The sequence below is a fragment of the Streptomyces sp. NPDC060000 genome, from assembly GCF_042737375.1.
In the GTDB taxonomy this organism is placed as follows: domain Bacteria; phylum Actinomycetota; class Actinomycetes; order Streptomycetales; family Streptomycetaceae; genus Streptomyces.
The window spans coordinates 1-24,355 of sequence record NZ_JBHWUU010000114.1 but is presented as its reverse complement, the minus strand read 5'-3'; the positions used below and the strand labels follow the sequence as shown (position 1 = coordinate 24,355).

The 24,355-nt window shown below is 69.9% G+C and carries 21 protein-coding genes, 1 tRNA gene and 1 pseudogene; 16 read left to right on the top strand and 7 right to left on the bottom strand.

All coding sequences use genetic code 11. The annotated features are described in order from the left end of the window. Positions 1–303: 303 nt before the first annotated feature. A complete protein-coding gene (locus ACFWBB_RS39060) occupies positions 304–801 on the bottom strand; it encodes a GntR family transcriptional regulator (protein ID WP_385282929.1) in 498 nt (165 codons plus the stop codon). Positions 802–972: 171 nt separating this feature from the next. On the opposite strand from ACFWBB_RS39060, the gene ACFWBB_RS39055 reads away from it, so the two are divergent. The 7 genes from ACFWBB_RS39055 to ACFWBB_RS39025 all read left to right on the top strand — a co-directional run bounded on the left by ACFWBB_RS39055 (position 973) and on the right by ACFWBB_RS39025 (position 6,702). Beyond that, the gene (locus tag ACFWBB_RS39055; RefSeq protein WP_006381100.1) at positions 973–1,323 is read left to right on the top strand and encodes a hypothetical protein; all 351 of its coding nucleotides are present in this window, start codon (positions 973–975) and stop codon (positions 1,321–1,323) included. A gap of 83 nt (positions 1,324–1,406) precedes the next feature. Beyond that, complete coding sequence (locus ACFWBB_RS39050) at positions 1,407–1,532, top strand: hypothetical protein (RefSeq protein WP_385282926.1); 126 nt, start codon at positions 1,407–1,409, stop codon at positions 1,530–1,532. Then, on the top strand, positions 1,529–2,935 hold the full coding sequence (locus ACFWBB_RS39045; protein WP_385282923.1) for a cell division protein FtsK: 1,407 nt from the start codon (positions 1,529–1,531) through the stop codon (positions 2,933–2,935). The genes ACFWBB_RS39050 and ACFWBB_RS39045 overlap by 4 nt, the downstream gene beginning before the upstream one ends. Before the next feature lie 56 nt (positions 2,936–2,991). After that, positions 2,992–3,690 carry a DUF2637 domain-containing protein gene (locus tag ACFWBB_RS39040; RefSeq protein WP_385282921.1) on the top strand — a complete coding sequence of 233 codons (699 nt, stop codon included), beginning with the start codon at positions 2,992–2,994 and terminating at the stop codon, positions 3,688–3,690. Between the two features lie 155 nt (positions 3,691–3,845). Then, the gene (locus ACFWBB_RS39035; RefSeq protein WP_385282919.1) at positions 3,846–5,309 is read left to right on the top strand and encodes a replication initiator; all 1,464 of its coding nucleotides are present in this window, start codon (positions 3,846–3,848) and stop codon (positions 5,307–5,309) included. Positions 5,310–5,368: 59 nt separating this feature from the next. Beyond that, positions 5,369–5,551 (top strand): helix-turn-helix domain-containing protein, encoded by a 183-nt coding sequence (locus tag ACFWBB_RS39030; protein WP_385282917.1) that lies wholly within the window; start codon positions 5,369–5,371, stop codon positions 5,549–5,551. Next, on the top strand, positions 5,551–6,702 hold the full coding sequence (locus tag ACFWBB_RS39025) for a tyrosine-type recombinase/integrase (RefSeq protein WP_385282914.1): 1,152 nt from the start codon (positions 5,551–5,553) through the stop codon (positions 6,700–6,702). The genes ACFWBB_RS39030 and ACFWBB_RS39025 overlap by 1 nt, the downstream gene beginning before the upstream one ends. Before the next feature lie 68 nt (positions 6,703–6,770). Here the strand turns inward: ACFWBB_RS39025 and ACFWBB_RS39020 are convergent. The 3 genes from ACFWBB_RS39020 to ACFWBB_RS39010 all read right to left on the bottom strand — a co-directional run bounded on the left by ACFWBB_RS39020 (position 6,771) and on the right by ACFWBB_RS39010 (position 10,173). After that, positions 6,771–6,846: transfer RNA gene (locus tag ACFWBB_RS39020), tRNA-Arg, on the bottom strand. A 64-nt stretch (positions 6,847–6,910) separates the two neighbouring features. Next, positions 6,911–8,548, bottom strand: a complete 1,638-nt coding sequence (locus ACFWBB_RS39015; RefSeq protein ID WP_385282911.1) for a helix-turn-helix domain-containing protein — start codon at positions 8,546–8,548, stop codon at positions 6,911–6,913. A gap of 299 nt (positions 8,549–8,847) precedes the next feature. Further along, positions 8,848–10,173 carry a M6 family metalloprotease domain-containing protein gene (locus ACFWBB_RS39010; RefSeq protein ID WP_385282908.1) on the bottom strand — a complete coding sequence of 442 codons (1,326 nt, stop codon included), beginning with the start codon at positions 10,171–10,173 and terminating at the stop codon, positions 8,848–8,850. A 544-nt stretch (positions 10,174–10,717) separates the two neighbouring features. On the opposite strand from ACFWBB_RS39010, the gene ACFWBB_RS39005 reads away from it, so the two are divergent. After that, a complete protein-coding gene (locus tag ACFWBB_RS39005) occupies positions 10,718–11,368 on the top strand; it encodes a TetR/AcrR family transcriptional regulator (protein ID WP_385282906.1) in 651 nt (216 codons plus the stop codon). A 255-nt stretch (positions 11,369–11,623) separates the two neighbouring features. Beyond that, positions 11,624–13,159: an MFS transporter gene (locus ACFWBB_RS39000; protein WP_385282904.1), complete on the top strand. Its 1,536-nt coding sequence runs from the start codon at positions 11,624–11,626 to the stop codon at positions 13,157–13,159. Between the two features lie 227 nt (positions 13,160–13,386). Here ACFWBB_RS39000 and ACFWBB_RS38995 read toward each other — a convergent pair whose 3' ends face one another. Further along, a complete protein-coding gene (locus ACFWBB_RS38995; protein ID WP_385282901.1) occupies positions 13,387–13,896 on the bottom strand; it encodes a MarR family winged helix-turn-helix transcriptional regulator in 510 nt (169 codons plus the stop codon). 198 nt (positions 13,897–14,094) lie between these two features. Here ACFWBB_RS38995 and ACFWBB_RS38990 point away from each other — a divergent pair, with 198 nt between their 5' ends. Continuing rightward, a complete protein-coding gene (locus tag ACFWBB_RS38990) occupies positions 14,095–14,904 on the top strand; it encodes a dioxygenase (protein WP_385282898.1) in 810 nt (269 codons plus the stop codon). Positions 14,905–14,981: 77 nt separating this feature from the next. Here the strand turns inward: ACFWBB_RS38990 and ACFWBB_RS38985 are convergent. Further along, positions 14,982–15,523: pseudogene (locus ACFWBB_RS38985) on the bottom strand (GNAT family N-acetyltransferase). 177 nt (positions 15,524–15,700) lie between these two features. On the opposite strand from ACFWBB_RS38985, the gene ACFWBB_RS38980 reads away from it, so the two are divergent. Both ACFWBB_RS38980 and ACFWBB_RS38975 read left to right on the top strand, forming a co-directional pair. After that, positions 15,701–16,699 (top strand): RNA polymerase sigma factor RpoD/SigA, encoded by a 999-nt coding sequence (locus ACFWBB_RS38980; RefSeq protein WP_385282895.1) that lies wholly within the window; start codon positions 15,701–15,703, stop codon positions 16,697–16,699. Positions 16,700–17,652: 953 nt separating this feature from the next. Beyond that, positions 17,653–18,474, top strand: coding sequence for a TetR/AcrR family transcriptional regulator (locus tag ACFWBB_RS38975; protein WP_385282934.1), 822 nt, complete (start codon positions 17,653–17,655; stop codon positions 18,472–18,474). Here ACFWBB_RS38975 and ACFWBB_RS38970 read toward each other — a convergent pair. After that, entirely contained in the window at positions 18,471–19,589 is a 1,119-nt protein-coding gene (locus ACFWBB_RS38970) for a helix-turn-helix transcriptional regulator (protein WP_385282892.1), read from the bottom strand. The two genes, ACFWBB_RS38975 and ACFWBB_RS38970, sit on opposite strands and share 4 nt — an antisense overlap. 62 nt (positions 19,590–19,651) lie before the next feature. Here ACFWBB_RS38970 and ACFWBB_RS38965 point away from each other — a divergent pair, with 62 nt between their 5' ends. The 4 genes from ACFWBB_RS38965 to ACFWBB_RS38950 all read left to right on the top strand — a co-directional run. Further along, entirely contained in the window at positions 19,652–21,223 is a 1,572-nt protein-coding gene (locus tag ACFWBB_RS38965) for an MFS transporter (protein WP_385282890.1), read from the top strand. 289 nt (positions 21,224–21,512) lie between these two features. Next, on the top strand, positions 21,513–22,274 hold the full coding sequence (locus tag ACFWBB_RS38960; protein ID WP_385282888.1) for a DeoR/GlpR family DNA-binding transcription regulator: 762 nt from the start codon (positions 21,513–21,515) through the stop codon (positions 22,272–22,274). Between the two features lie 101 nt (positions 22,275–22,375). Next, complete coding sequence (pfkB, locus tag ACFWBB_RS38955; RefSeq protein WP_385282932.1) at positions 22,376–23,323, top strand: 1-phosphofructokinase; 948 nt, start codon at positions 22,376–22,378, stop codon at positions 23,321–23,323. Between the two features lie 457 nt (positions 23,324–23,780). Then, on the top strand, positions 23,781–24,355 hold a 575-nt coding region (locus tag ACFWBB_RS38950), incomplete at its 3' end, for a PTS sugar transporter subunit IIA (protein WP_385282886.1).

Sequence of the window (24,355 nt, the reverse complement as noted above, 5' to 3'; positions counted from 1 at the left end):
CCGTAGGCGGGCCGCCTTGATCCAGTAAAGAAACTCTGAACAGCGCCGCAGCCTGGCAGTCGATCAACCTGGTGAACCACCGATGGCGCGGGCCAGTCCTGGCGGCTCGGGACAACTGCGGCACGGGACAACGGCACGGCTGTAAGCGGGGAGCGATGACCGAGCGCATACCGGACAACGAGATGGGGTCGACCAGCATTCACGGGGACAGGGATCAGGTAGTCGTGCTGATCAACGAGATGCGGGCCATGGTCGTCCGTCTCAGTAGGGAGACCCGAGAGCTGCGCGAGGAAGTGGCCCAGCTCAGGACTGCGACTTCGGGTGCTGGGCTGCCTTCAGCTCCTCGACCTCGCGACGCAGCTCCCGATGATCAGCGCTGAGTACCCGGATCTCGTCACGTAGCGCGGTGAGTACTTCGGCAAGGGTGGTCCCGGCGGCTTCGACAGTTTCGGCGCCGTCGGGCATTCCCTCGCCCGGCCCTGTCTGACCGAGGGTCTCGTCCTTGTTCGCCAAGTACCAGGCTGGAGCGGTGTAGTTCGCTGAGAGCTCCCCGCCGGCGTTGTGGTCCGCGACGAAGCTGCCCCGCCCGTGGATCGTGTAGATCAAGCCCTCGTCGCGCAGCACGTTGAGCGCGGACCTGGCGGTCATGTTGGCCACGCCGAAGCGTTCCTGTAGCTCGCGAATGGACGGCATCTGCTCGCCCGGCTTGATCCGCCCCTGCAAGATGTCGCGCCGAAGCTCGTCGGCGGCGTGCTGATACGGCGGCCGACGGTCCTGCTTGCTCTCTGGCGCGGGGCTCATGGCCCAAGAGTAGCGATTTCTAGCACCCCTAGCACACCCCACTGACATAGGTGGCCTATGTCAGCTGACACCTAGCTCACACGATTCACTTGACACTGCTAGGTCAGCTATGTTCAATGGTGATCACGCCCCGCCGCCCTGGCGGAGCGCCACCGAAAGGAACCAACTCCCATGGCACGCATCCGTGTTGGCCTGCTCCCCACCTCCTCGTTCATGGTCGGCACCCTGCCGGTGCCCAAGTACGCGGACCAGGAGAAGACGCAGTTCGCCACCGACCGTGAGACCGGAGCGAAGCTCTACACGATCACCCTCTTCTTCATGGAGGAGGACCGTGCCGAAGCTCTGAAGATCACCGTTCCGGAGACCGGTCTCCCCAACGGCCTCCGTCCGGGCGTCCCGGTCATGCCGGTCGAGCTGTTCGCCACCCCGTGGGCGCGCATCTTCAACGGCTCGCTCTCGGACGGCATCGCCTACCGCGCGGGACGGCTGGACCTGGTGGCCCCGGCCGCTGAAGCGGCGTGAGCAATACCCATCTCCGGTCCGGCGCTGAGCACAGCTACCCGCTGCCTCACGCCGGGCCGGATGCCCGATTCACCGAATCACTCGTGAACTCGGTGGCGGCCGTGCTCGTCGGCTACGGCTACCCCCGCATCGACTGCCCGGCGGATCGGGCGGCCCTCGAAACGGCCCTCAGGGCCTTCCTCTACAACCCGTTGGAGAAACGCACATGAAGGATCCGAACGCCCCGACGGAAGGCATCTTCGGTCACGTCCCGCTCGTCGTCGCCCTGGTGCTCGCCGTGCTCGTCGGATGGGCGGTCTGGTGGGCGGTCCGCTACGTGCGCGCCGATGCCATGACCCGGCAGTCCATACGGCAGGCCATTCGCGTGCGGTGGGGCTGGAAGCGGCTCGCGCCGATGCTCAAGCTGTCGGCGACGGACAAGACCCCGACCGCGCTGGCGTCGATGGCGAACACGAACGGCAAGCCCATCAAGCCGCGCCTACTCATCCCCACCCTGAAGGTGAAGCACGACGCGTACGGAGTGATCGCGCGGGCGCAGTGCCTGCCCGGCGTTGGGCTCCAGCAATTCCAGAAGGCGGGCCCGCATCTGGCGGATGCCTGGCGGTGCACACGGGTGGCGGTCACCCAGGACAAGCCTGGAGAGGTCCTCATCCGGGGCGTACGGCTGGACCCGCTGAAGTTCCCCACCGAGCACCACCCCACGGGTGAGCCACCGGAGGAGACAGCCCGATGGGATCTGGGCCTGGACGAGTACGCACAGCCCGTGTCCGTGAACCTCACGCAGGTGCCTGGCGTGACCGTGGCCGGCCTTCCCGGCTTCGGCAAGACCAGCCTGATCAACCGTCTTCTCTCCGACTGGGCGCCCTCACCCGCAGTGCAGTTCGCCTGCGCGGACGGCAAGGTGTCGGCTGCCTACGAAGGTGACTACGCGGACTGGGTCCAGCGCATGTTCGCCTTCGTGGGCGATGACCTGGAAGAGGCCAACAAGCTGTTCCGGCACCTGGTGGAGCTCCGACGCGCCCGGTCGGCTTCAGTGCGCCAGATGCTCGGCGTGAAGTCCATGTGGGATGTCGGCCCCTCCGAGCACTGGCCCCTGGTCGTGCTGATCGTCGACGAAGCACACACCTACTTCCGCGACCACAAGGGCAGCGACCAGCAGACAAAGAAGCTGGCCGCGCTCGCCGCCGAGAACGCCCGGCTCGTGGAAGACCTGGTGAAGAAGGGCCGGTCCGTGGGACTGCTCGTCATCCTCACCACTCAGAAGTCCACCGGCGACGCGATCCCCACCTTCATCCGCGACGTCTGTCCCGTGGGCCTGAGCTTCGCGCAGAAGACCGCCGAAGCCGCCGTGGCCGCGCTCGGCGAAGAGATCCGGGAATGGCCGGACGCCAACCCGATCAACCTCCAGGACCCCACCTACGTCGGCGTCGCCTCGATGAACCACCAGTCGCAACCCGGCTTCACCCGCATCCGCACCCCCTACGTACCCGACACGGAAGCGGCTCGCGTCGCCGAACAGACCGCGAGCCTCGCCGCCGACCCCTCCGTCCTCCTGGAAGCCTTCCTCGGCCTTCGCATGGCGGACGTGGACCTCACCAAGCTCGACGTCTGACAGCCCGCCCTACCGCCCTCGCACGTTCCCGACACCCCAGGAGAGGAGGTGAACTCATGACAGAAGACCGGATCACGCAGCGCACCATCACTGCCGTCATGATCGTCATTGCCGCGCTGGCGTTCGTCTTCTCCTTCGGCAACGTCTGGTCGCTCGCCCTGCGCCTCGGCGTCCCCAGCCCGATCGCACCGCTCATCGCCCCGATGGTGGACCTGTCCGTGGTCGGCCTCCTGGTCGCGCTTCGCTACCTCTCCCTCCGTGGCCTGCCCGCCGACCAGATGACGGCTGCCACCCGCCTCATGCACTTCTCCGGACTGCTGACCCTCGCGCTCAACGTCGCCGAACCGATCGTCGCCGGACACTACGGCCGCGCCGCCGTCGACGCGGTCGCTCCGCTGCTCCTCCTCGGCTGGGGCTCCGTCGGCCCGCAGCTCCTGCGCGCCTTCCACACCGTCGCGCGCCCCGCCGTACCGGAACCCGTGCTGGACGAGATCGACCCGCAGCCCGAGACGGCAACGGAGACCTCCCGCCCTTCGGTGCCCCTCACCCTTCCGGCCCCGGCCCCGATCGCTCCTCAGATCACCCCGGCTCCCGCTGCGCCCGCCGTCAAGATTCCTGAGCCGCTGCTGACAGAAGCACGCTCCATCGCGACGTCCCACCACACCGAGCACGGCGAACCGATCACGGCAACCCAGCTCAAGACGCGACTCGGGATCGGCCTGCCCATGGCCACCGCGCTTCACGCCGCTCTGTAGGGCCCCCTTCGGCCGGCCTCTCCGGTACCTCCCACCATTGCCCGCCCCTGGGCCAGACCTGCCATGCCTTCGGGCAGCAGTCCGACCGCCTTCGCCAGCAATCGGCTGCTGCCCGCAGCTCTCACCCTCGTGCCAGAAAGGACACCCCGCCACTCATGCGCCGCCCTCTCGATCTGCGCCACGTCATCAGCCCCGGCCTGCGGGACCTCGTCGAGCTGGCCAACACCGATGACTTCGATCGCGTGACGGAGCAGGTCCGCAACCTTCGTGGCTGCACCAACCCCGTCAATCTGCACGGCTGGACCGTTACCACCGACCAGACCACCAAACAGGTGGTCCGCTCCTACCGCTCCGAGGACGAACCCTCCGGCCGTCTCCTCACCACCTGCGGCAACCGCCGCGCCTCCCGTTGCCCCGCTTGCTCCCGCCTCTACGCCGCCGACACCTACCACCTGATCAAGGCCGGACTGTCCGGCGGCAAGAACGTCGCCGAAGCCGTTCGCGACCATCCCCGCGCCTTCGTCACCCTCACTGCGCCGTCCTTCGGCCCAGTCCACAACCGCCCCACAACCGACGCTGGCAAGCCTCGCTCCTGCGCATGCGGCGAGAGCCACCCCCAGGACGTTCCCGAACTCGGCACGCCGCTCCGCCCGGCAAGCTACGACTACACCGGCGCCGTTCTGTGGAACGCGCATGCCGGGGCCCTGTGGGCGCGCTTCACCACCTACCTACGTCGCGCCGTCGCCGAGCACCTCGGCATGACGCAGAAGGCACTCAACTCGGCCCTCCGCGTCTCCTTTGCCAAGGTCGCCGAGTATCAGCAACGCGGTTTGGTCCACTTTCACGCGGTGGTCCGCTTCGACGGTCCCGACGGCCACACCACCCCGCCCCCGGCCTGGGCCACCTTCGACGCCCTCCGCGTCGCCGTCGGCCTGGCGGTCGAGCGCGCCCGGCTCACAGTCGAGTCGGACGCCGTCGGTGATCGCGTGATCCGGTGGGGTGACCGCTTCAAGGTGGACCAGATCTCCGCCCTGGGGGACGGCGAACTCACGGACGCCAAGGTCGCCGGGTACGTGGCCAAGTACGCCACCAAGAACGCCGAGGGCGCAGGCACGGTAGATCGCACCCTCGTGTGCCGCCCCTGCGCCGGACGCGGCTACGTACGCGGCCCTGACGGCTTCCGCGACCTCTGCGCCGACTGCGACGGCACCGGCCAGGCCGAACCCCTCTCAGACCTTCCCGTCCAGCAGCACGCCCGCCAGATGATCCGCACCGCTTGGGCGCTCGGCCACCTCCCAGAGTTCGCCGACCTGAAGCTCTGGAAGTGGGCCCACATGCTCGGCTTCCGCGGCCACTTCTCCAGCAAGTCGCGCGCTTACTCGACCACCCTCGGCGCACTCCGCGACGTACGCCGTGCCTGGCGCACCGCCCAGGCCGAAGCCGCCCGCATCCGCGCCGGCCTCCCCGTGGACGACGAGAACACCACCCTCGTCACCGCCTCCTCCTGGACCTACCTCAGCAGCGGCTACCGCCCCGGTGAAGAACTCCTCGCCGCCCAGGTCCGCCATGACATCGCCCACACCCAACGCGCCAAACAAGAAGGGCTGCTGCCTGCATGACGACGGCCTGGCTTGCCGCATCGCTCGAACGCGCCTCAGAACCGAAGGAGAACCTACCCGTGCCTGAAGAAGAGCTGCTGACTGTCCCGGACGTCATGGCCCGACTCAAGCTCGGCCGCTCCACGGTCTACGACCTGATCCGCTCCCGGCGTCTGCCCTCGCTCACCATCGGCCGGTGCCGTCGCATTCCGGCCCGTGCTGTCCGCGACTACATCACCAACGAACTGGAGGCGGCGGCCTGATGGCCCAGCAGCGCAAGCGCAACCCGAATGGCGCGGGCACGATCACCAAGCGCAAGGACGGCCGCTTTCAGTGCGCGGTCTACGTGCTCCAGCCGGATGGCACCCGCGCCCGCAAGTTCGCGTACGGCAAGACGTGGGCCGAGTGTGACGCCAAGCGTCGTGAGCTGCTCGACAAGGTGGACCAGGGCGTGCCCGTGCCCACCCGCTCGGCGAAGCTCTCCGACTGGCTGCCCTACTGGCTGGACAACATCGTCAAGCCTCGCCGGAAGCTCAGCACGTACGACAAGTACGAGGCGCACGTGCGGCTCTACCTCGTGCCCATGCTCGGCTCCAAGCGGCTCGAATCCCTCAGCGTCGCCGACGTCCGGCGCTTCCTGACCCAGCTGGAGAACAGGACGACAGCGGCCACGGCCAAGGAGTCGCACCGGGTGCTGCGTACGGCGCTGTCCGCTGCCTGCCGGGAAGAGCTCATCGCACGGAACGTTGCGGGCCTTGTCGAACCGCCTCGGGCCTCGTCGCGTGAGCTGACTCCCTGGACGCTCGATGAGACGTTGGACTTTCTCGCCGCCTCCCGGAAGGACCCGCTGTACGCGGCGTTCGTGCTCGCTATCGCCATGGGGCTGCGCCGGGGTGAACTCGTCGGTCTGCGCTGGACTGACGTGGACCTGGACAAGCGCGTCCTGTACGTCCGCCAGCAGACACAGCGGCGGCGCGGGGTTCTCTATGACGACGACACCAAGAACCGTCGCAACCGTGCCCTTCCGCTCCCGGCCATGTGCATCGCTCCGCTGCGCTGGCACCGAATGCGGCAGTTGGCTGCCAAGCAGCGCGCGGGGGAGTCGTGGGACGACGGCGGCTACGTCTTCGCCACCCGGAACGGCCGTCCGGTCGAGCCGCGCAACATGTACCGCTCTTTCACCCGCGTCGCCCAGTCCGCCGGCCTCCGCGTGATTCGGCTGCACGACGCCCGACACGGGTGCGCCACCCTCCTCACTGCTGCCGGGGTGGCTCCGCGCGTCGTGATGGAGATCCTCGGGCACAGCCAGATCAGCATCACCATGGACGTATACACGCACGTCGTGCAGGACACCCAGCGCGAGGCCATCAGCCACATGGATCGGCTGCTCAAGAGGCGGCCCGGTCGTGGGTGATCGCCCTCGTTGATGTCAAAAGTGGATGTCAAAGGCCCCGGACCATGATCGGTCCGGGGCCTTTTGGCTGGTGCCCCCGGCAGGATTCGAACCTGCGACACCCGCTTTAGGAGAGCGGTGCTCTATCCCCTGAGCTACGAAGGCGGGGTTTGTGGCCCTGTGGGTCACAGGCGTCAGCGTACCGGATTCGGGTTGGGGGGTGTGGGGGTCAGGTCAGGGGGACGTGGGTGAAGCGGGCTGCTGTGTGGAGGTCTGTCTCGATGTGGGCGGCGGTCGAGAGCAGGGCCGGGAGGATGTCGTGGACGCACTCCTCGGCCGTGCGGCGGGCGACGTGGGTCGCCGCGTTGAGGGCGGCGATCACCTGACCGTCCCGGTCGTGGATCGGGACCGCGATCGCGCGCACGCCCTGTTCCAGTTCCTCGTCGACCAGGGTGTAGGCCGGAGGGGGGAGGGGATTCTCGTTCGTCGCCGGTCCGGCGAGTAGGAGTCGGCCCATCGATGTCGAGTGGGCCGGCAGTCGCGTGCCCACGCCGATGTCCACGCTCATGACGTGATTCGCGGTCACTCGCGCCGTGTACTGGATCTCGTCGCGCCGTTCGGTCAGGACCGCCAAGGAGGTCGTCTCCTGGATCTCGCTCGCCAGGGTCGTCATATGGGGGGTCGCCATCCGGGGGAGGGACGTGCGGGAGAGGGGCGGGAAGCCCAGGGAGAGGACCTGGGGGGTGAGGGCGAACGTGCGGCGGGGGGCGGGGGCCACCAGGCCCAGGTGTTCGTAGGTGATCAGGGCCCGGCGGGCCGTCGCCCGCGCCAGGCCGGTCGCCTTCGCGACCTCCGTGAGGGTCAGCTCCGCCCGGCCCTCGTCGAACGCTGCCAGGACGGTCAGGCCCCGGGCGAGGGACTCGATGAACTCGCGGCCCAGTTCCTGCTTCGACGCGCCCGTCCAGGTCGCCAGGCCCGCGGGGGACGGGCCCGGTTCGGGGCGCGGTGCCCGGCGCAGGTCCTCCTCCATCGCGGCCACGGCCGCGCGCAGGCGGGGGAGGAGCGTGTCGCGCAGGTCCGCCGACGTGTGTCGGCTCGTGTGGCTGACGACGTTCGCCACGCACGCGATCCGGGCGGTACGGGGATCCCGTACGGGGACGGAGACCGCCACCAGGCCCGGTTCGATCAGCTGGTCGTCCAGGGCGCAGTTCTCCGCCGCGGCCCGCGCCGTCCTTCCTTCGAACTCCTCGTCGCTCCACGCGCGCGTGGGCGGCGGGATCGTCGGGAAGTCGCGGTTGCGCGGGTCCCTCACCCGGCGGGTGCGCCAGGCCTGCCACACCTCGTCCGTCCACTCCGTCGCGAACAGCTGGCCCGGCGCGGTGCGTTCGGCCGGGAGCAGATCGCCGATGCGGAAGCTCAGGGACACCGCACGGCGACGGGTCGCCTGGTGGATGAAACGGATGCCGTCGCCGTCGGCGACCGCCAGGGAGACGGACTCGTCCAGTTCGTCGGCCAGGCGGTCCGCACGGGCGGACAGCAGTGCGGGCAGACGCAGCGCCCCGAGGTAGGCGTTGCCCAGTTCCATGACACGGGGGGTCAGGATCGCGTCCCGGCCGTCGAGACGGACGTATCCCATACGGGTGAGGGTCGCGGTGATGCGGTCCACGGTGGAGCGCGCCAGGCCGGTGGCCCTCTCCAGTCCGCTCAGGCTCATCGTGCCGCCCGCTTCGGTCAGTTGCCGCAACACGGCGACCCCACGGATCAGCGGCGCGACCGCCTCCGCCGGGGCCGGCCCTGTCTCCGGCATCGGGACCGGTGCCGGGCCCGGTTCCGGCATCGGGGCGGATGCGGTCGTCTTCGCGGACATGGGTGCTCGGCTCTCCGATACGGCGGCGGAACTCTGGCAGTAGCCATAGTGACGGGTGACGGGTGGCGGGTGACGGGTGACGGGTGACGGGTGGCGGGTGACGGGTGGCGGGTGACGGGTGACGGGTGACGGGTGGCGGGTTGGGGTACTGGCGGTGGAGGTACTTGCGGGGTGGGCGGTGATACGTACGCGCGTGTACGTGCGTGCGTGGCTGTGCGGCGTACGACGTACGGTGCGTGGCGTCTCGCCGCGGCAGGGCTACCGTAGCTCCGGTCGTTCTGCGGGGCCGCATGCCTGTCCTAGCCGCGGCTGACCCGTACCCGGTAGTCCCCCGCCAGGTCCGCTCCCACCACCGAGATACGGATGTCCCTCTTGGGGTCCTTGAACGTCTCGCCCGGTGCGAAGGGGGCGTCGGAAAGTTCCGCGTGGACGTTGGGGCTGCGGGTGCAGCCGCCGCTGTCGGTGCGGGAGTCGTAGACCGTGACCGGACCCATCCCGGTGTCGACGTCGGCGTCCACCTTGTAGATGAGGACGCCCGGGCGGCACACCGTCTCGTCGTTGCCGCCACGCACGCGCAGTTCGACGGCGTAACCGGTGCGGTCGTTGAGCGGGACGAAGACCAGCTTCGGGCCGGCCGGGCGGGAGAGGGGGGTCAGGCGGTACTCGGTGGTGCCCGGCGCTGCCGCGCAGGCGATCTGGGAGGCGTCCAGCCAGCCCAGTTTCCACTTGTGCCAGCCGAGGAGATCGTTGTTGGCGCCCCAGTCCTCGCTCATGATGTCCCAGTGGCCGACCGTGCCCCCGCCCTCCTGGGTGTAGAGGTCGGGCAGACCGAAGACATGGCCGTTCTCGTGGGGCAGGACGCGGTAGCCGGTGCGATCGTACGAACCGGAGCCGTCGTCCTGGCGGGAGTAGACGAAGGACGCGTTCGCCACGGTCACCCCGTCGGCGACCGGTGCCTCCGCGTTGCCGGCGAACGTCACCGAAAGGACCGTGTCCAGCGCGGAGGGGCCCGCGTTCGGGGTGACCAGCACGTTCAGGAGGTCGTACGAGCGGAAGTCCACCGTCGGGTCGGCGGCGGCCACGATGTCCTGGACGAGGCCGCGGTAGCCGGGGTCGAAGGGCGCGCCGCGCTCTATGCCGTACTCGCGGAACCGTTTGGGCATACGCAGCCAGCGCCGGATCGGAGCCTCGGCGTGGTAGTCGAGCCGGCCGTAGGACGCCGTGCGGAACCATGCCTCGGTCTGCGGGAAGAACTCGCGATAGCGGCTGAGCGCGCTGCCCCGGCCGGGCGCGTCCGAGAAGTCGATCATCAGGGTGAGCGCGCGGACGGTGCCGGTGGAGCGGGAGTAGCCGCCCGGCGTGGGCAGGCCCTCGGACATCTGGACGGCCGTACGGCCGTTGATCATGCAGGGGGCGAGGGCGGAGGAGCGGGCCAGGGAGGCCGGACCCGCGCCCGCCGTCGTCGCACCAGGGGCCGGCGTGAGGTCTCCGGTACCGGCCGACGTGCTGACCGTGAGCGTCAGGGCGGTGACGGCGACGAAGGCGGCGACGCGGCGCGGGCGTATCCGGCGGCGGGGAGGCTCGCCTGCGCGGGCCGGGGCCTTGCGCAGGGGCTGCGGCTGCATGCGGGGCCTTTCGCTCCAGGCAGCCCCAGTTCACCGGCTGCATCCTTTCGATCACCCTCCGACGGGGGACACGCGGGCGCGCGCTGAAGGAGACCGATCGTGGATTACCGGTCGGTACGGCCATTCCGCCGCCTTTTGGGCGCCGGCCGACTCCCTTTCGGGCGCCTCGGGCCGCTGGTCGCCTGCACCTTGGGTCCCTCGCCGCCCGGGCTCTGCGTGCCTGGCCGCCTGCCTCCTGGGCCTTGAGTCCCTGGCCGCTCGGGCCCTGAGTCCGTCGTCGGTCGCGCCCCGAGCCGCTTGTCGCCCGTCCGTCTCGTGGTCCGCCGCCCGCATTTGCGGCGGTCGGCCCCTGGTCGCGCGCGTGCTGATTCCGTCCCGTCGTAGGTGTGGCCCAGGTCACATCGAAAAACTTCCGCGTTCGGGAAATAACCGGGGACGCCTTCCCCGTTTAGTCATGTGTCCGAGCGAAACGGGGAGTCCATCCCCGGATCGACAAAGTCCCGACACATACCGAAGCGTTTCGAAACGTCAGAAGGAGTGCGCCGTGCAGACCGCGACCGCCATCCCAGCAGTGCGCAAGGTGAGCCGGCCCCGCGCCGACGCCCTGCGTAACCGGGAGCGGATCGTCGTCGCCGCCCGCGAGATGTTCGTCGAGTTCGGCGGCGACGTGCCGCTCGACGAGATCGCCCGCCGGGCCGGCGTCGGCAACGCCACGGTGTACAGGAACTTCCCCGACCGTGACGCGCTGGTCCGTGAGGTCGTCTTCTCCGTGCTGGACCGTACGGTCCAGGCCGGGCAGGTCGCCCTCGCCGAGACCGGTGACGCGTTCGGGGCGCTGGAGCGGTTCGTGCACGCCTCCGCCGACGAGCGGATCAGCGCGCTGTGCCCGATGATCTCCAGCACCTTCGACGAGCACCACCCCGACCTCGAGGCCGCGCGCGAACGGGTCGAGCGGATCATCGAGGAAATCATGGACCGCGCGAAGGCGTCCGGGCAGCTCAGGCTCGACGTCGGCGTGGGCGACGTGATGATCGCGGTGGCTCAGCTCAGCCGGCCCCCGGCCGGTACCGCCTGCCTGAACGCCGACCGCTTCGTCCACCGCCACCTTCAGCTGCTCCTGGACGGGATGCGGGCGCCAGCTCCCTCTGTTCTGCCGGGCTCGGCTGTGACCATGGAGGATCTGCGCCAGGCCTGAGCGATCAGTTCGCAGAACCGCAGCAGTAAAACGCCGCGACACGCAGCAGCAGTACAACGCAGCAACGCAACGTGCAGCACGCCGCGGCAGCCAGCAAGCCAGCAAGCCAGCAAGCCAGCAAGCCGCGGCAGCCGGCAGGGGGACAAGACAGCCGGCGCGCCGCGCCAGTACATCGAGTGAACGGCCCGTCAGTGCTGACGAGCCGCCCCTTACCTCAACTTTTTTCCGTCACGAAGTACCGAAGCGGGTAATCCCATGTCTGAAACAGCCCAGAAGGCTCCCGGTAAGACGGGCGTCCCGGACGCCAACCGCTGGAAAGCGCTGGCCTTCATCGCCCTCGCCCAGCTGATGGTCGTCCTCGACGCGACCATCGTGAACATCGCGATGCCCTCCGCCCAGCTGGACCTGGGCATTTCCGACGGCAACCGGCAGTGGATCGTCACCGCCTACGCCCTCGCCTTCGGCGGTCTGCTGCTCTTCGGCGGCCGGATAGCCGACCTGTGGGGCCGCAAGCGCGCCTTCGTCGTCGGTCTCGGCGGTTTCGCCGCGGCCTCCGCGCTCGGCGGCGCTGCCGCCAACGAGGCGATGATGTTCGGTGCCCGCGCCCTGCAGGGTGCGTTCGGGGCCCTGCTCGCGCCCGCCGCTCTCTCCCTGCTCGCCGTGATGTTCACGGACGCCAAGGAGCGCGCCAAGGCCTTCGGCATCTACGGCGCGATCGCCGGTGGCGGCGGCGCCGTCGGTCTGATCCTCGGCGGCTTCCTCACCGAGTACCTGGACTGGCGCTGGACGTTCTTCGTGAACATCCCGTTCGCGATCATCGCAGCGGCCGGTGCCTACTTCGTCATCCGTGAGCCCGAGGGCGGCCGCAACCGTTCCCCCCTCGACATCCCGGGCGTCGTCCTCTCCACCCTCGGTCTGGTCTCCCTGGTCTACGGCTTCACCCGTGCCGAGTCCGAGGGCTGGAGCGACTCCATGACCATCGGCCTGTTCGTCGCGGCCGCCGTCCTGCTGGCCGCCTTCGTGATCGTCGAGTCGAAGGTCAAGGCCCCGCTCCTGCCGCTGCGCGTGATCACCGAGCGCAACCGCGGCGGTGTCTACCTCTCCCTCGGTCTCGCGATCATCGCGATGTTCGGCCTGTTCCTCTTCCTGACCTACTACCTGCAGATCGTGAAGGGTTACACGCCGGTCAAGACCGGTTTCGCGTTCCTCCCGATGATCGCGGGCATGATCACCGGATCCACCCAGGTCGGCACCCGTCTGATGACTCGGGTTCCCCCGCGCCTGCTCATGGGCCCGGGCTTCCTGGTCGCCGCGCTCGGCATGCTCCTGCTGACCCAGCTCCAGATCGACACCTCGTACGCGGCCGTGCTGCTGCCGGGGATGCTGCTGCTCGGCCTCGGTATGGGTACGGCGTTCATGCCGGCCATGTCCATGGCCACGATGGGCGTCGAGCCGCGGGACGCCGGTGTCGCCTCCGCGATGGTCAACACCTCGCAGCAGGTGGGCGGCGCGATCGGCACCGCCCTGCTGAACACGATCGCCGCGTCCGCGACGACCTCGTACATCAAGGACCACGTGGCCGGCGCCGCCTCCAAGCCCCAGCAGCAGCTGGTGCAGCTGGAGGGCATGGTGCACGGCTACACCAGCGCCATCTGGTTCGCCGTGGGCATCCTGGTCGCGGCCGCCGCGATCGCCCTGACCCTCATCAACGCCGGCAAGCCGGACATGGGCCCGGTCGCGGGCTCGGGGGCGAAGGACGCCGAGGACGCCGTGCCGGTGATGGTCCACTGACCCGTCCCGCCCCGGGAGCCGACCCGCTCCCGCGCTGACCTGCCCTGGGGCTCACCTGCCCCAGGGCATGGCCCGCTCCCGGGGTCAGTCCGCCTCAGAGGCTGACCCGACCCAGAGGCGGGTCCGCCCCAGAGGCTGACCCGACCCAGAGGCCGGTCCGCCCCAGAGGCTGACCCGACCCAGAGGCCGGTCCGCCCCAGAGGCTGACCCGCTTGACGATCTGGCGTCTAGCGGAGCCAGGGCAGGTCCGCACCCGCTTCGTTCGGCTGAAGTCCCTCGGCGACGATCTGCATGATCTCGCCGAGGGACTTCTGCTGTTCGGGGGTGAGCCGGTCGAACACCGCGTGGCGTACGACGGCGACATGGCCGGGCGCGGCGCGCTTCAGCACCTCCAGGCCCTGGTCCGTCAGCACCGCGAACTGGCCGCGCTTGTCGGAGTCGCACTCCTCACGGCGCACCCAGCCGTTCTTCTCCAGCCGGGCGATGGCGTGGGAGAGGCGGGAACGGGTGATCTTCGCGTATTTGGCCAGCTCGGTCATCCGCAGGCGCCGGTGGGCGGAGTCGGCGAGTTTGACGAGGAGGCCGTAGTAGACGTGCGGCATGCCCGCTTCACGCTGGAGCTGGCGGTCCATGTGGTCTTCGAGGAGGGTCGTGGCGTGCACGTAGGAGCGCCAGATGCACTGCTCCTCGGCGGTGAGCCAGTGGGGCTCGTCAGCGGATGCGGGTGCCTTCGTCATGCACTCCACTGTAAACGCCTTCTCCTTGAAATTTAAACCAGTTCGGAATATGCTGCTTGATGTTGACGTTTTAGATTTCAAGCAACCGTCATGAAGCGTCCGGAGCGCAGGCACCCGTAGCCGACGCGCCAGGAGCGCAGGCATCCACAGCCGAAGCGTCCGGAGTCAGGGGCCGAGGTCCCGGAAGGAGCAGCCGTCATGTCCGCCGCACCCCAGGAACGTGCTCTGCCCCAGGAGCGCATGCCCGCGCTCTACCTCAGCCATGGCGCCCCGCCCCTCGCGGACGACCCGGTCTGGCCCGGTGAACTCGCCGCCTGGTCCGCCGACCTGCCCCGCCCCAAGGCGATCCTGATGGTCTCCGCCCACTGGGAAGAGGCCCCCCTCGCCCTCGGCGCCGTCGATCCCGTACCCCTGGTCTACGACTTCTGGGGCTTCCCCGAGCACTACTACCAGGTGAAGTACGACGCGCCGGGCGCACCCGAGCTCGCCGAGAGCGTACGTAAACTCCTGCGCGCCCCTGGCATCCCTGTACAGGACATCCCCGACCGGGGCCTCGACCACGGCGCCTACGTGCCGCTCGTCGAGATGTTCCCGACCGCCGACATCCCGGTCCTGCAGATTTCCATGCCGACCCTCGATCCCGTGAAGCTGATGGAGATCGGCCGCAAGCTGGCGCCGCTGCGCGACGAGGGTGTCCTGATCGTCGGCTCCGGCTTCTTCACCCACAACCTGGCCGCACTGCGGCACACCGGCGGGGGAGTGCCGACCTGGTCCTCGGAGTTCGACGACTGGGGCCGGCGCGCGCTGGAGGCCCGTGACTGGGACGGCCTGCTGGACTTCCTCCGCAAGGCCCCGGCCGGACGGTACGCCCACCCCCGCACCGAGCACTTCGCCCCGCTCTTCGTGACCATGGGCGCGGCGGAGATGTCCGGCGAACTGGACGCGCAGAAGTCCGTCATCGACGGGTTCTGGATGGGGATGGCCAAGCGGTCGGTCCAGTTCGGCTGACCTCCGGGCCGGCCGGCCGGCGCCGGCCGGTCTCGGCGCGGGGGTGTGTGGGGGCGTAGGGCGCGGGGGAAGGAGGGTCAGAGCTCCTTCTCGTACCAGGCCACGTCCCAGTAGCGGTCGAACTTGCGGCCCACCTCGCGGTACGTGCCGACGTGCCGGAAACCGAAGCGTTCGTGCAGCCGCGCGGACGCTTCGTTCGGTTGCGCGATGCCCGCGAGGCGCGGTGCAGGTCCTCGCCGGCCAGCGCCTCGAAGAGCGCCTTGTAGAGGAGCGTGCCGATGCCGCGCCGGCCGGCGTGCGGGGCGACGTAGACCGTCACCTCCACCGAGGCGGAGTAGGCCGCCTTCGGCCGGAAAGGGCTGGATGTGGCGTAACCCAGGATTTCCTGTGAGGTCCCCAGGATGTCCTGTGAGTCCGCTTCCGTGGCAACCATCAGGCGGTACGGCCCGTCTTCAGGGTGGGAGAGCAACCAGGAGTGTCGCTCTTCCGGAGTGAAGGCCACGGTGTCGAATGTGATGGGCGTCTCACGTACGTAGTGGTTGTAGAGGCTCGTGAGGGCTTCGAGGTCACCCTCGACCCCTGGCCTGACCTGCACCTCTGTACGCTCCGACAACCTCATATCCCCTCGCGTGGTCGGACAGGGTACTGCAACATCATAAAAATCGGGGTGCGGGTTGGGAATTCTGTCCTGATTCCAGTCGTTGTTTCCATCGGATGCAGGGCACCCGAGGAGAGTGCCGAAAGTGCCGAGCGTCCGTAGGGCAACCCGCTGAACCTCCATCGCAAGGGAGTACGCATGGCAACCCGTGCCGTCGCCCGTCGCAAGTCCGCCACCGGCGGGACGACCGACGCGGCCCGCAGTGTTCGCGCCCATGGCGGCGAGATCGCCGACCGCGACCTGGTCGGCATGTACCTCGACGAGATCGCGCGCACGCCTCTGCTCGACGCCGCCAAGGAAGTCGAGCTGTCACAGATCATCGAGGCGGGTGTCTTCGCGCAGCAGGTCCTCGACGGGGACGAGGAGTCCCAGGCGGACGCCTCGCGCGAGGAGCTCGAGGCCCTGGTCGCCGACAGCGAGCGGGCCAAGGACGTCTTCATCCGTTCCAACCTCCGCCTGGTCGTCGCGGTGGCCCGCCGCTACCCCCGTAGCGGTCTGCCCCTTCTCGACCTGATCCAGGAGGGCAACGCCGGCCTGGTGCGCGCGGTCGAGAAGTTCGACTACCGCAAGGGCTTCAAGTTCTCCACCTACGCGACCTGGTGGATCCGTCAGGCCATCACCCGCTCGATAGCGGACCAGTCGCGCACGATCCGCCTGCCCGTCCACCTGGTGGAGGAGCTCGGCCGGATCCGGCGCGTGCAGCGCGAGTTCAACCGGGAGAACGGCCGCGACCCGGAGCCCGCCGAGATCGCGACCGAGCTCGGTTCGACGCCGGCGCGCGTCACGGACGTCCTGGACTGGGCCCGTGACCCCGTCTCGCTGAACATGGCGGTCGACGACCAGGGTGAGACCCAGTTCGGCGACCTGCTGGAGGACACGTCCGCGGTCTCGCCGGAGCAGTCCGTCCTGACCCTGCTGCGCAGCGAGGAACTGGACGGCCTGATCGACCGCCTCGACCCGCGCACGGCCTCCATCATCAAGATGCGGTACGGCATCGACGACGGCCGTGAGCGCACCCTGACCGAGGTCGGCAAGCAACACGGCCTGACGAGGGAACGCATCCGCCAGATCGAGAAGCACGCCCTGCTGGAACTGAAGAGGCTGGCCCGCGACACGGGCTTCGAAGCGGCGGCGTAAGTCTGGAACTGGGCCGGCCGACAACGGTTGATGCTCGACCGGGGGCACGATGCTCCGCCGGGCGCCCGGGTGGCCTGGGGGCTGGCTGACGTGGCCGGTGTGTGAGGTTGTGCGGCGGCGCCGGGTGCTCGAAGGCCGATGGGCACGGCGCCGGTGGTCATCACGCCGACCGTGACCGTGCGTTGGTGGCCGAAGGTGCAGGGTCGTCACGGTGGCGCGAGGTGGCTGAACTGCGCAGGCACGGGTTGCGCGGGGGAGTGCTCGGCCCCGCTACCGGTCTGGACGATGCCGGGGTCGGCTGGGCTCTGCCAGGGTGCACTGAGCTGAGCTGAGTTGACCAGGGCCGGACTGTGTCGGGTTGGTTTTTCGGGGCACGCGGAGTTGAGGCCGGGGTTGCGGCCGGTGGGCTTCAGGCGCCCTGTGATGCCGGGTTTCCGCCCGCGCGCGCCGGGTGGTGAGAGCCGCGCAAACATGGCGGAGGAACGCCGCTTCAATGAGGAGGAGCGCGGGAACAAGACTTCTGGGCGCGGGAGTCCGAATCGGTCGGTACAGGAGTTCGGGCCGACCGGACCTCGCAGCCCTCCCCGATCTCTTCGTCTGACATCTTCGCCTCATGAGCCAAGTCCCGACGCACATCCCCCCGGCGCCGGGACTTTCCCCGAGCCGGGCTTCGGTGCCTCTCCCCCCAGGCGCCGGAGCCCGGCTCTTTTTCGGGTCCGGAGGATTCGGGTGCGGGGCGGGGCCGAGCGGGAATTGCGGGCGCACATGCGCCGCCGGGCATATGACACGGCGGACGAGCTCTCCGAGAGGGCGGGGCACCCCGTACCTGAACCACGGGGTGGCCCGCCCGAATGGCAGATTGTGCCACATGGGCATAGCCTGCCGAAGTGATCAGCTCGACCTCCAACCCCGCCCCGGCTTCACTGACCGAGCGGCGCAAAGCGGCGACCCGCATGGAGATCGCCCGTGCGGCGGCCGGCCTCTTCGTCAGCCGGGGCCTCAGGGCCACCCGGGCCGAGGACATCGCCCAGGCCGCGGGCATCGCCCCCCGCACGTTCTACCGGTACTTCGCGACCAAGGAGGAGGCCGTCGCACCGCTCTACGCGGCGGGCGCGGAGCGCTGGGCGGAGGCGGTACGGGAGGCCCCGGCCGAACTGACCGTGCCGGAGGCACTGGAACACGCGGTACGGCACACCCTCGTCCCCGGCCGCGGGGTGTCGGCGGCGTCCTGGGAGTGGGTCCGCACCCTGATCCGACTGGCCGGAACCAGCCCTGCCCTCGGCAAGGTCTGGGCCGAGGTCTGCCACACCTCAGAGACCACACTCATGGAGGTCCTGGCCGAGCGGGCGACGCCCGTCGAGCCTCGCGGGGACGATGCTGCGTCAAACCCGGCCGTCGCCGTCGTCTCCGCCGCCGCTCCCGCGTCCGGTTCCGATTCCACGCGCGGCGGCGATCCCGTGTCGGGTTCCGTCTCCACGCGCGGCGACGATGCCTCGTCCGGTTCCACCCCTGCTTGCGGCTCTCCCCACGCCGCCGGTCCCTCCCCTGGTTCCGGCTCCGCTTCCGCTCCCGTGGCCGCCCCCGACAACGTTGCCTCTCCGTACCGGCGCTTCATCGCGACGGTGGCCAGTGCCGCCGTCCGGGTCGCGGTCGAAAGCTGGGCGGCGACGGACTCCCCTCCCACCGGCCGAAGGGGCCCGGCAGAACTGGCGTTGCGCAACCTGCGCGCTCTGCAGGGGTTCACGTGGGAAGAAAGTCCAGTGGAGGAGGCCTAACGCTCGCCCTCTCCGCGCGCGCTCTTCCCGCGTGCGCTCTCCTCACGCCCGCCCTCTCCACGCCCGCCCTCCGCGCCCCCCGCCGAGCGGCCCAATCGTCCTCCCAACTCCCTTGCGCACTGCGCCAGTTCGCCCGGCCCCTGAACCGAGAACTCGCAGCCCAGCATCGCCAGCCGCATGGCCACCCACTGCACCGGCTCACTGGTCGTCACCCGCAACCGGCACCCGCCCTCGCCGAGCGTCAGCGCCTGCGCTTGTCCTTGCGTTCGCCCTTGCCCTAGCGCCGGAGTTTGCGCCTGCGCCTGTGGGTTCGCTACCGGCGTTCCCAGCCATGTCGGCAGTCGGGCCGCCACGAACTCCGTCGATGCCTCGAACGTGACGTCGAGTTCGTACTCGTAGGCGTCCGAGCGCCGTTGGATGGAGCGTCGCAGGTATTCCGCCGCGCTCCCCGTAGGCAGCTCGCGGGGAGTGAAACGGGCGCCGGTCGCGAACGGGTCCCCGACCCGGTCCACCCGGAAGGTCCGCCAGTCCTCGCGGTCGAGGTCGTAAGCCACGAGGTACCACCGTCGGCCCGTGGACACGAGCCGGTAGGGCTCGGTCAGGCGGCGCGACTCCGTGCCGTCCTTCGCACGGTATGCGAACCGCAGCCGTTCCTGCCCGGCCACCGTGGAGGCCATGACGGTCAGTGTCTCGGGTGCGATGCTCGCGCCGTCTCCGCTGGTCAGCGGTGTGGTCGCGGCCTGAAGGGTGGAAACGCGGTGGCGCAGCCGGGCCGGCAGCACCTGTTCCAGTTTGGCCAGTGCCCGTACGGATGCCTCGTCGACGCCCTCCACCGCGTGCCCCGCCCCCGCCCGCAGCCCGACCGCGATCGCCACCGCTTCCTCGTCGTCGAGCACGAGCGGCGGCATCGCCTTGCCCGCGACCAGCCGGTACCCGCCGTCCGAGCCCAGGGTCGCCTGCACGGGATACCCCAGCTCACGGAGCCGGTCGATGTCCCGTCGGACCGTACGGCGGGACACTCCCAGCCGGTCGGCGAGCTCGCCGCCGGGCCATTCGCGGGGCGTCTGGAGGAGGGAGAGGAGTTGCAGCAGCCGAGCCGGGGTGTCCGTCGTCATGCATCCGAGGATGCCGCAGAATTAGGACACGATCTGACCTAGTGCGGTCCTACTGTCACCCCATGACCTCCACGGAGACCTCCCCCGAGACCCCGCCCGAGAGCTCCCCCAAGGCCTCGCCCGACCCACGAGCGCCCGGGGCGGCGGCGGGTGACCGCCGTCGCTGGCTCGCGCTCGCCATCGTGATGACCGCGGCTTTCATGGACCTCGTCGACGTCACGATCGTCAACATCGCCATCCCCTCCATCCAGGAGGACGCGGGTGCCTCCTGGAGCCAGATCCAGTGGATCACCGCCGGCTACGCGCTCGCCTTCGCCGCCGCACTCATCACCGGCGGCCGACTCGGCGACATCCACGGCCGCAAGCGGCTGTTCCTCCTCGGTATCGGCGGCTTCACCCTCGCCTCCGCGCTGTGCGGTTTCGCCGCGAACCCGGAGATGCTGGTCGCCTCCCGCATCCTCCAGGGCGCCATGGCGGCGATGATGGTGCCGCAGGTGCTGTCGATCGTGCACGCCACGTTCCCGGCGCACGAGCGTGGCAAGGTCTTCGGGCTGTTCGGCGCGATCGTCGGGCTGGGGGCCGTCTCAGGGCCGCTGCTCGGCGCGCTGCTGACGGAGTGGAACCTGTTCGGTCTGGAATGGCGGCCGATCTTCCTCATCAACCTGCCGGTCGGCATCGCGGGACTGATCCTCGGCAGCCGCTTCATCACGGAGTCCAAGGCGCCCAAGGCACTGAAACTGGACCTCGTCGGTGTCGTCCTGGTCACCCTCGGCCTGCTCATGCTGCTCTACCCGCTCACCCGCGGCCGCGAGCTGGGCTGGCCGGTGTGGGGGTACGTGTCGATGGCGGGCTCGCTCGTCGTGTTCGGGGCGCTGGTCGCGTACGAGCGGCGCAAGGGCGCGCGGGACGGCTCGCCGCTGATCGAGCTCTCCCTCTTCCGGGTGAGGAGCTTCGCGGCCGGTGTTGCCGTGCAGACCGTCTTCGGGATCGGACTCGGTGTGTTCTTCCTGGTCTGGACGCTGTACATGCAGACGGGGCTGGGCTGGAGCCCGCTGCGGGCCGGTCTGACCGGGGTCCCCTTCTCGCTCGCCGTCTCGACGGCGGCCGGGCTGTCCGTCCAGAAGCTGGTCCCGCGCTTCGGGCGCAAGGTGCTGCAGACGGGCGCCCTGGCCATGGCCGTGGGGGTGCTCCTCTACATCTGGGAGTCCGAGCGGTACGGGCTCGACATCGCCCCGTGGCAGATGGCGCTCCCGCTGGTCGTGATGGGGGTCGGCATGGGGCTGATCGTCGCGCCGCTGACGGACGCCGTGCTGTCGGACGTGCCGCGCGAACACGCCGGTTCGGCATCCGGCCTGATCAACACCGTTCAGCAGATGGGCAACGCGCTCGGGCTCGGTCTCGTCGCGGTCGTCTTCTTCGGCCAGATCGGCGACCGGCTGACCCGGAGCGAGGTGGGACCCGCCTTCGTGAACGCCTTCGAACATGCTCTGGGCTGGGTGGCCCTGGTCATGATCGCCATCTTCCTGCTGATGTTCGCCCTGCCGAAGCGGCCGGCCCAGCATGTGGAGGGCGGCGCCTCGGACCCCTCGGAGGGGACCCCCTCCGGGGAACGGGAGCGCGAACTCGTCGCCTGAGCGACGTTCCCGCGTGAGGACGTGAGGGGCCCGTCACCCGAGTGGTGACGGGCCCCTCACCCATGCGCAGCCCCAGGTCCTGACGCACATGGTGACGTTGCCCCGGTGCCGGTCCTGTTGCCTTTCCTGGCGCATGTACTGACTCACGTCCTGGCAGGTGGACTGAAGTCCGTTCATGCCCGAATCACGTCCGAACCTGTTTACTTTCCGGAAATCCGGGCGTAGCCTCCGAGGCGAAACCACAGGTTCGGGCATATACGGGTGACGGTCGGGTCGGAGGGCAACGGACATGTACGCACCGGAGCGGCAGCAGGAGATCCTGCGGCTCGCCCGAGACGGCGGTCGGGTGGACGTCCTGTCGCTGGCCGAGGAGTTCCAGGTCACGGCGGAGACGATCCGCCGCGATCTGAAGGCCCTCGACCGTGCCGGCCTGGTGCGCCGCGTACACGGCGGTGCCATACCGGCCGGACGCCTCGACTTCGAACCGGACCTCGCCGAACGCGAGGGCACCTCCACCGACGAGAAGGACCGCATCGCCAAGGCGGCCCTCACGGAACTGCCGACCGAGGGGACGATGATCCTCGACGCCGGTACGACGGTCGCCCGACTCGCCGCGGCCCTCCCGCTGGACGCCTCACTCACCGTCGTCACGCACAGCCTGCCCATCGCGGCCCGTCTCGCGGACCACCCCGGGATACAGCTTCACCTCGTCGGGGGGCGCGTACGGCACCGTACGCGCGCCGCTGTGGACGCGTGGGCGCTGCGCGCGTACGGCGAGATCCGCGCCGACGTCCTGTTCGTCGCCGCCAACGGCTTCTCGGCTGAGCACGGGCTGACGACCCCGGACCTCGCCGAGGCCGCGGTGAAGCGGGCGGCAGTCGCCGCCGCACGCCGCGTGGTGCTGCTGGCCGACTCCGCCAAGCACGGTCAGGAGCACTTCGCCCGCTTCGGCGACCTGAGCGACGTGGACCTGCTGATCACCGACAGCGGGCTGAGCCCCGACGACGCGGCCGCCATCGAACACGGCGGCCCGGAAGTGGTACGCGCATGAGCGGCACGAGCGGGAGCGCCGACACGAGCACCATGAGCAGTACGAGCACCAGCAGGAGCACGAGCACCAGTACGAGCAGTACGAGCACGGGCGTTACCAGCATGATCCTCACCGTCACCCCGAACCCCTCCCTGGACCGCACCTACGAGGTCCCGTCCCTCGACCGCGGCGAGGTCATCCGCGCGACCGGTGAGCGGATGGACCCGGGCGGCAAGGGCGTGAACGTCTCGCGTGCCGTCGCGGCCGCAGGGCGGCGCACGATCGCCGTGCTGCCCCTGGGCGGTGCGCCGGGTGCACTCGTCGCCGACCTGCTCGACGCGCAGGGCATCGAGGTAGCGCCGGTCCCGGTCGCCGGAGCCACCCGCTCGAACATCGCGCTCGCGGAGTCCGACGGCGTCCTCACCAAGATCAACGCACCGGGGCCCGAACTGTCGGCGGAGGAACAGGAACTTCTCCTGGAGACGGTGCGCGAGCAGTCGCGCGGCGCCGACTGGATCGCCTGCTGCGGAAGCCTGCCCCGGGGCCTCGCGCCCTCCTGGTACGCCGAGGTGGTCGCGCGGGCGCACGCCGGAGGCGCACGCATCGCCCTGGACACCTCGGGACGTGCGCTGCTCGAGGCGCTGCGCGAGCGGCCCGACGTGGTGAAGCCGAACGCCGAGGAGCTCGCGGAGGCCGTCGGGCGCCCCCTGACGACCGTGGGTGACGCGGTGAAGGCGGCCGAGGAGCTGCGCGGAATGGGCGCCCGAGCCGTACTCGCGAGCCTGGGCGCCGACGGGCAACTGCTCGTGGAGGACACGGGCACCTGGTTCGGCAGTGCGCGCGTGGACGTCGTACGCAGCAATGTGGGGGCGGGCGATTCCTCCCTCGCCGGCTTCCTCGTCGCCGGCGGCAGCGGCCCCGCGGCGCTCGCCTCCGCCGTCGCGCACGGCGCGGCGGCCGTCCAGCTGCCCGGCAGCGTGATGCCGACCCCGGACGACCTGGACCCGGCCGCGGTGACGGTCACGGCACAGGTGCCGGTGGACCGTGAACTGACGGAGCCGGTGTCATGACGACGACGCCCGCGCTCCCCACGAAGCCTGTGCTGCCTGTGCTGCGCACGTTCGTCACGTTGCTCACCTTCGCCGTGAAGCCCGTGAAGCCCGTGAAGTTCGAGCAGTTCTTGATGCGCACGTTTTTCGTGGCACCCGTGCGGCCCGTGTTGCGCACGGTCCCTGTGCCGGCCGTACTGCCCCCGGTGTCCGGCGAACCGTTCGTCGAGCGGCGGTCTTGCTCGTCGGTCGTCGCCCGGCACGGGCGGCTGCGGCGCCCGAGCCGCCCTGCTGACCGGGGGAAACCTGGTCCGAACCCACCTCCGCCTGCCGCCCCGCGGCGGCGAGGTCTCCCCGCCCTCGCGTTCAGCCTCCTCACCCCCTCCCACCACTGCACCGCCGTAACAACCCCCGTCCCCGTTCCCACCCTCGCCCACCACCCCACGCCCCGGGCGATACGCGTGCGAAGGAGCCCGCGATGAGCGACATGATCACCGCGGACCTGGTCGATCTCGACCTGTCCGCCGAAACCAAGGAAGCGGCGGCGCGGTCCCTCGCCGAGCGCATGGTGGCCCAGGGCCGGGTGACCGACCTGGAGGGCTTCCTCGCCGACGTGGCCGCCCGCGAGGCCCAGATGCCCACCGGCCTCGACGGCGGCATCGGCATCCCGCACTGCCGGAGCGCCCACGTCACCGAGCCGACGCTCGCCTTCGGCCGCAGCGCCGCCGGCATCGACTTCGGCGCAGCCGACGGCCCCGCCGACCTGATCTTCCTGATCGCCGCCCCCGCCGGCGCGGACGACGCCCATCTGACGATCCTGTCGGCGCTGGCCCGTCAGCTCATGAACGCCGACTTCACCGACGCGCTGCGCTCGGCCGGCGACGCGACGACCGCGGCGGCGCTGATCCGCGGCGACGAGGCGCCGGTCACCGGGACCCCCGTCGCCGAAGTCCCGGCCACCGAGGCCGAGGACACTTCCGAAGACTCCGTGTCGGCGTCGGCGGCGGGCAGCGCCGACGCCGAGACGGGCCCCAGCACAGTCCCGAAATGCGC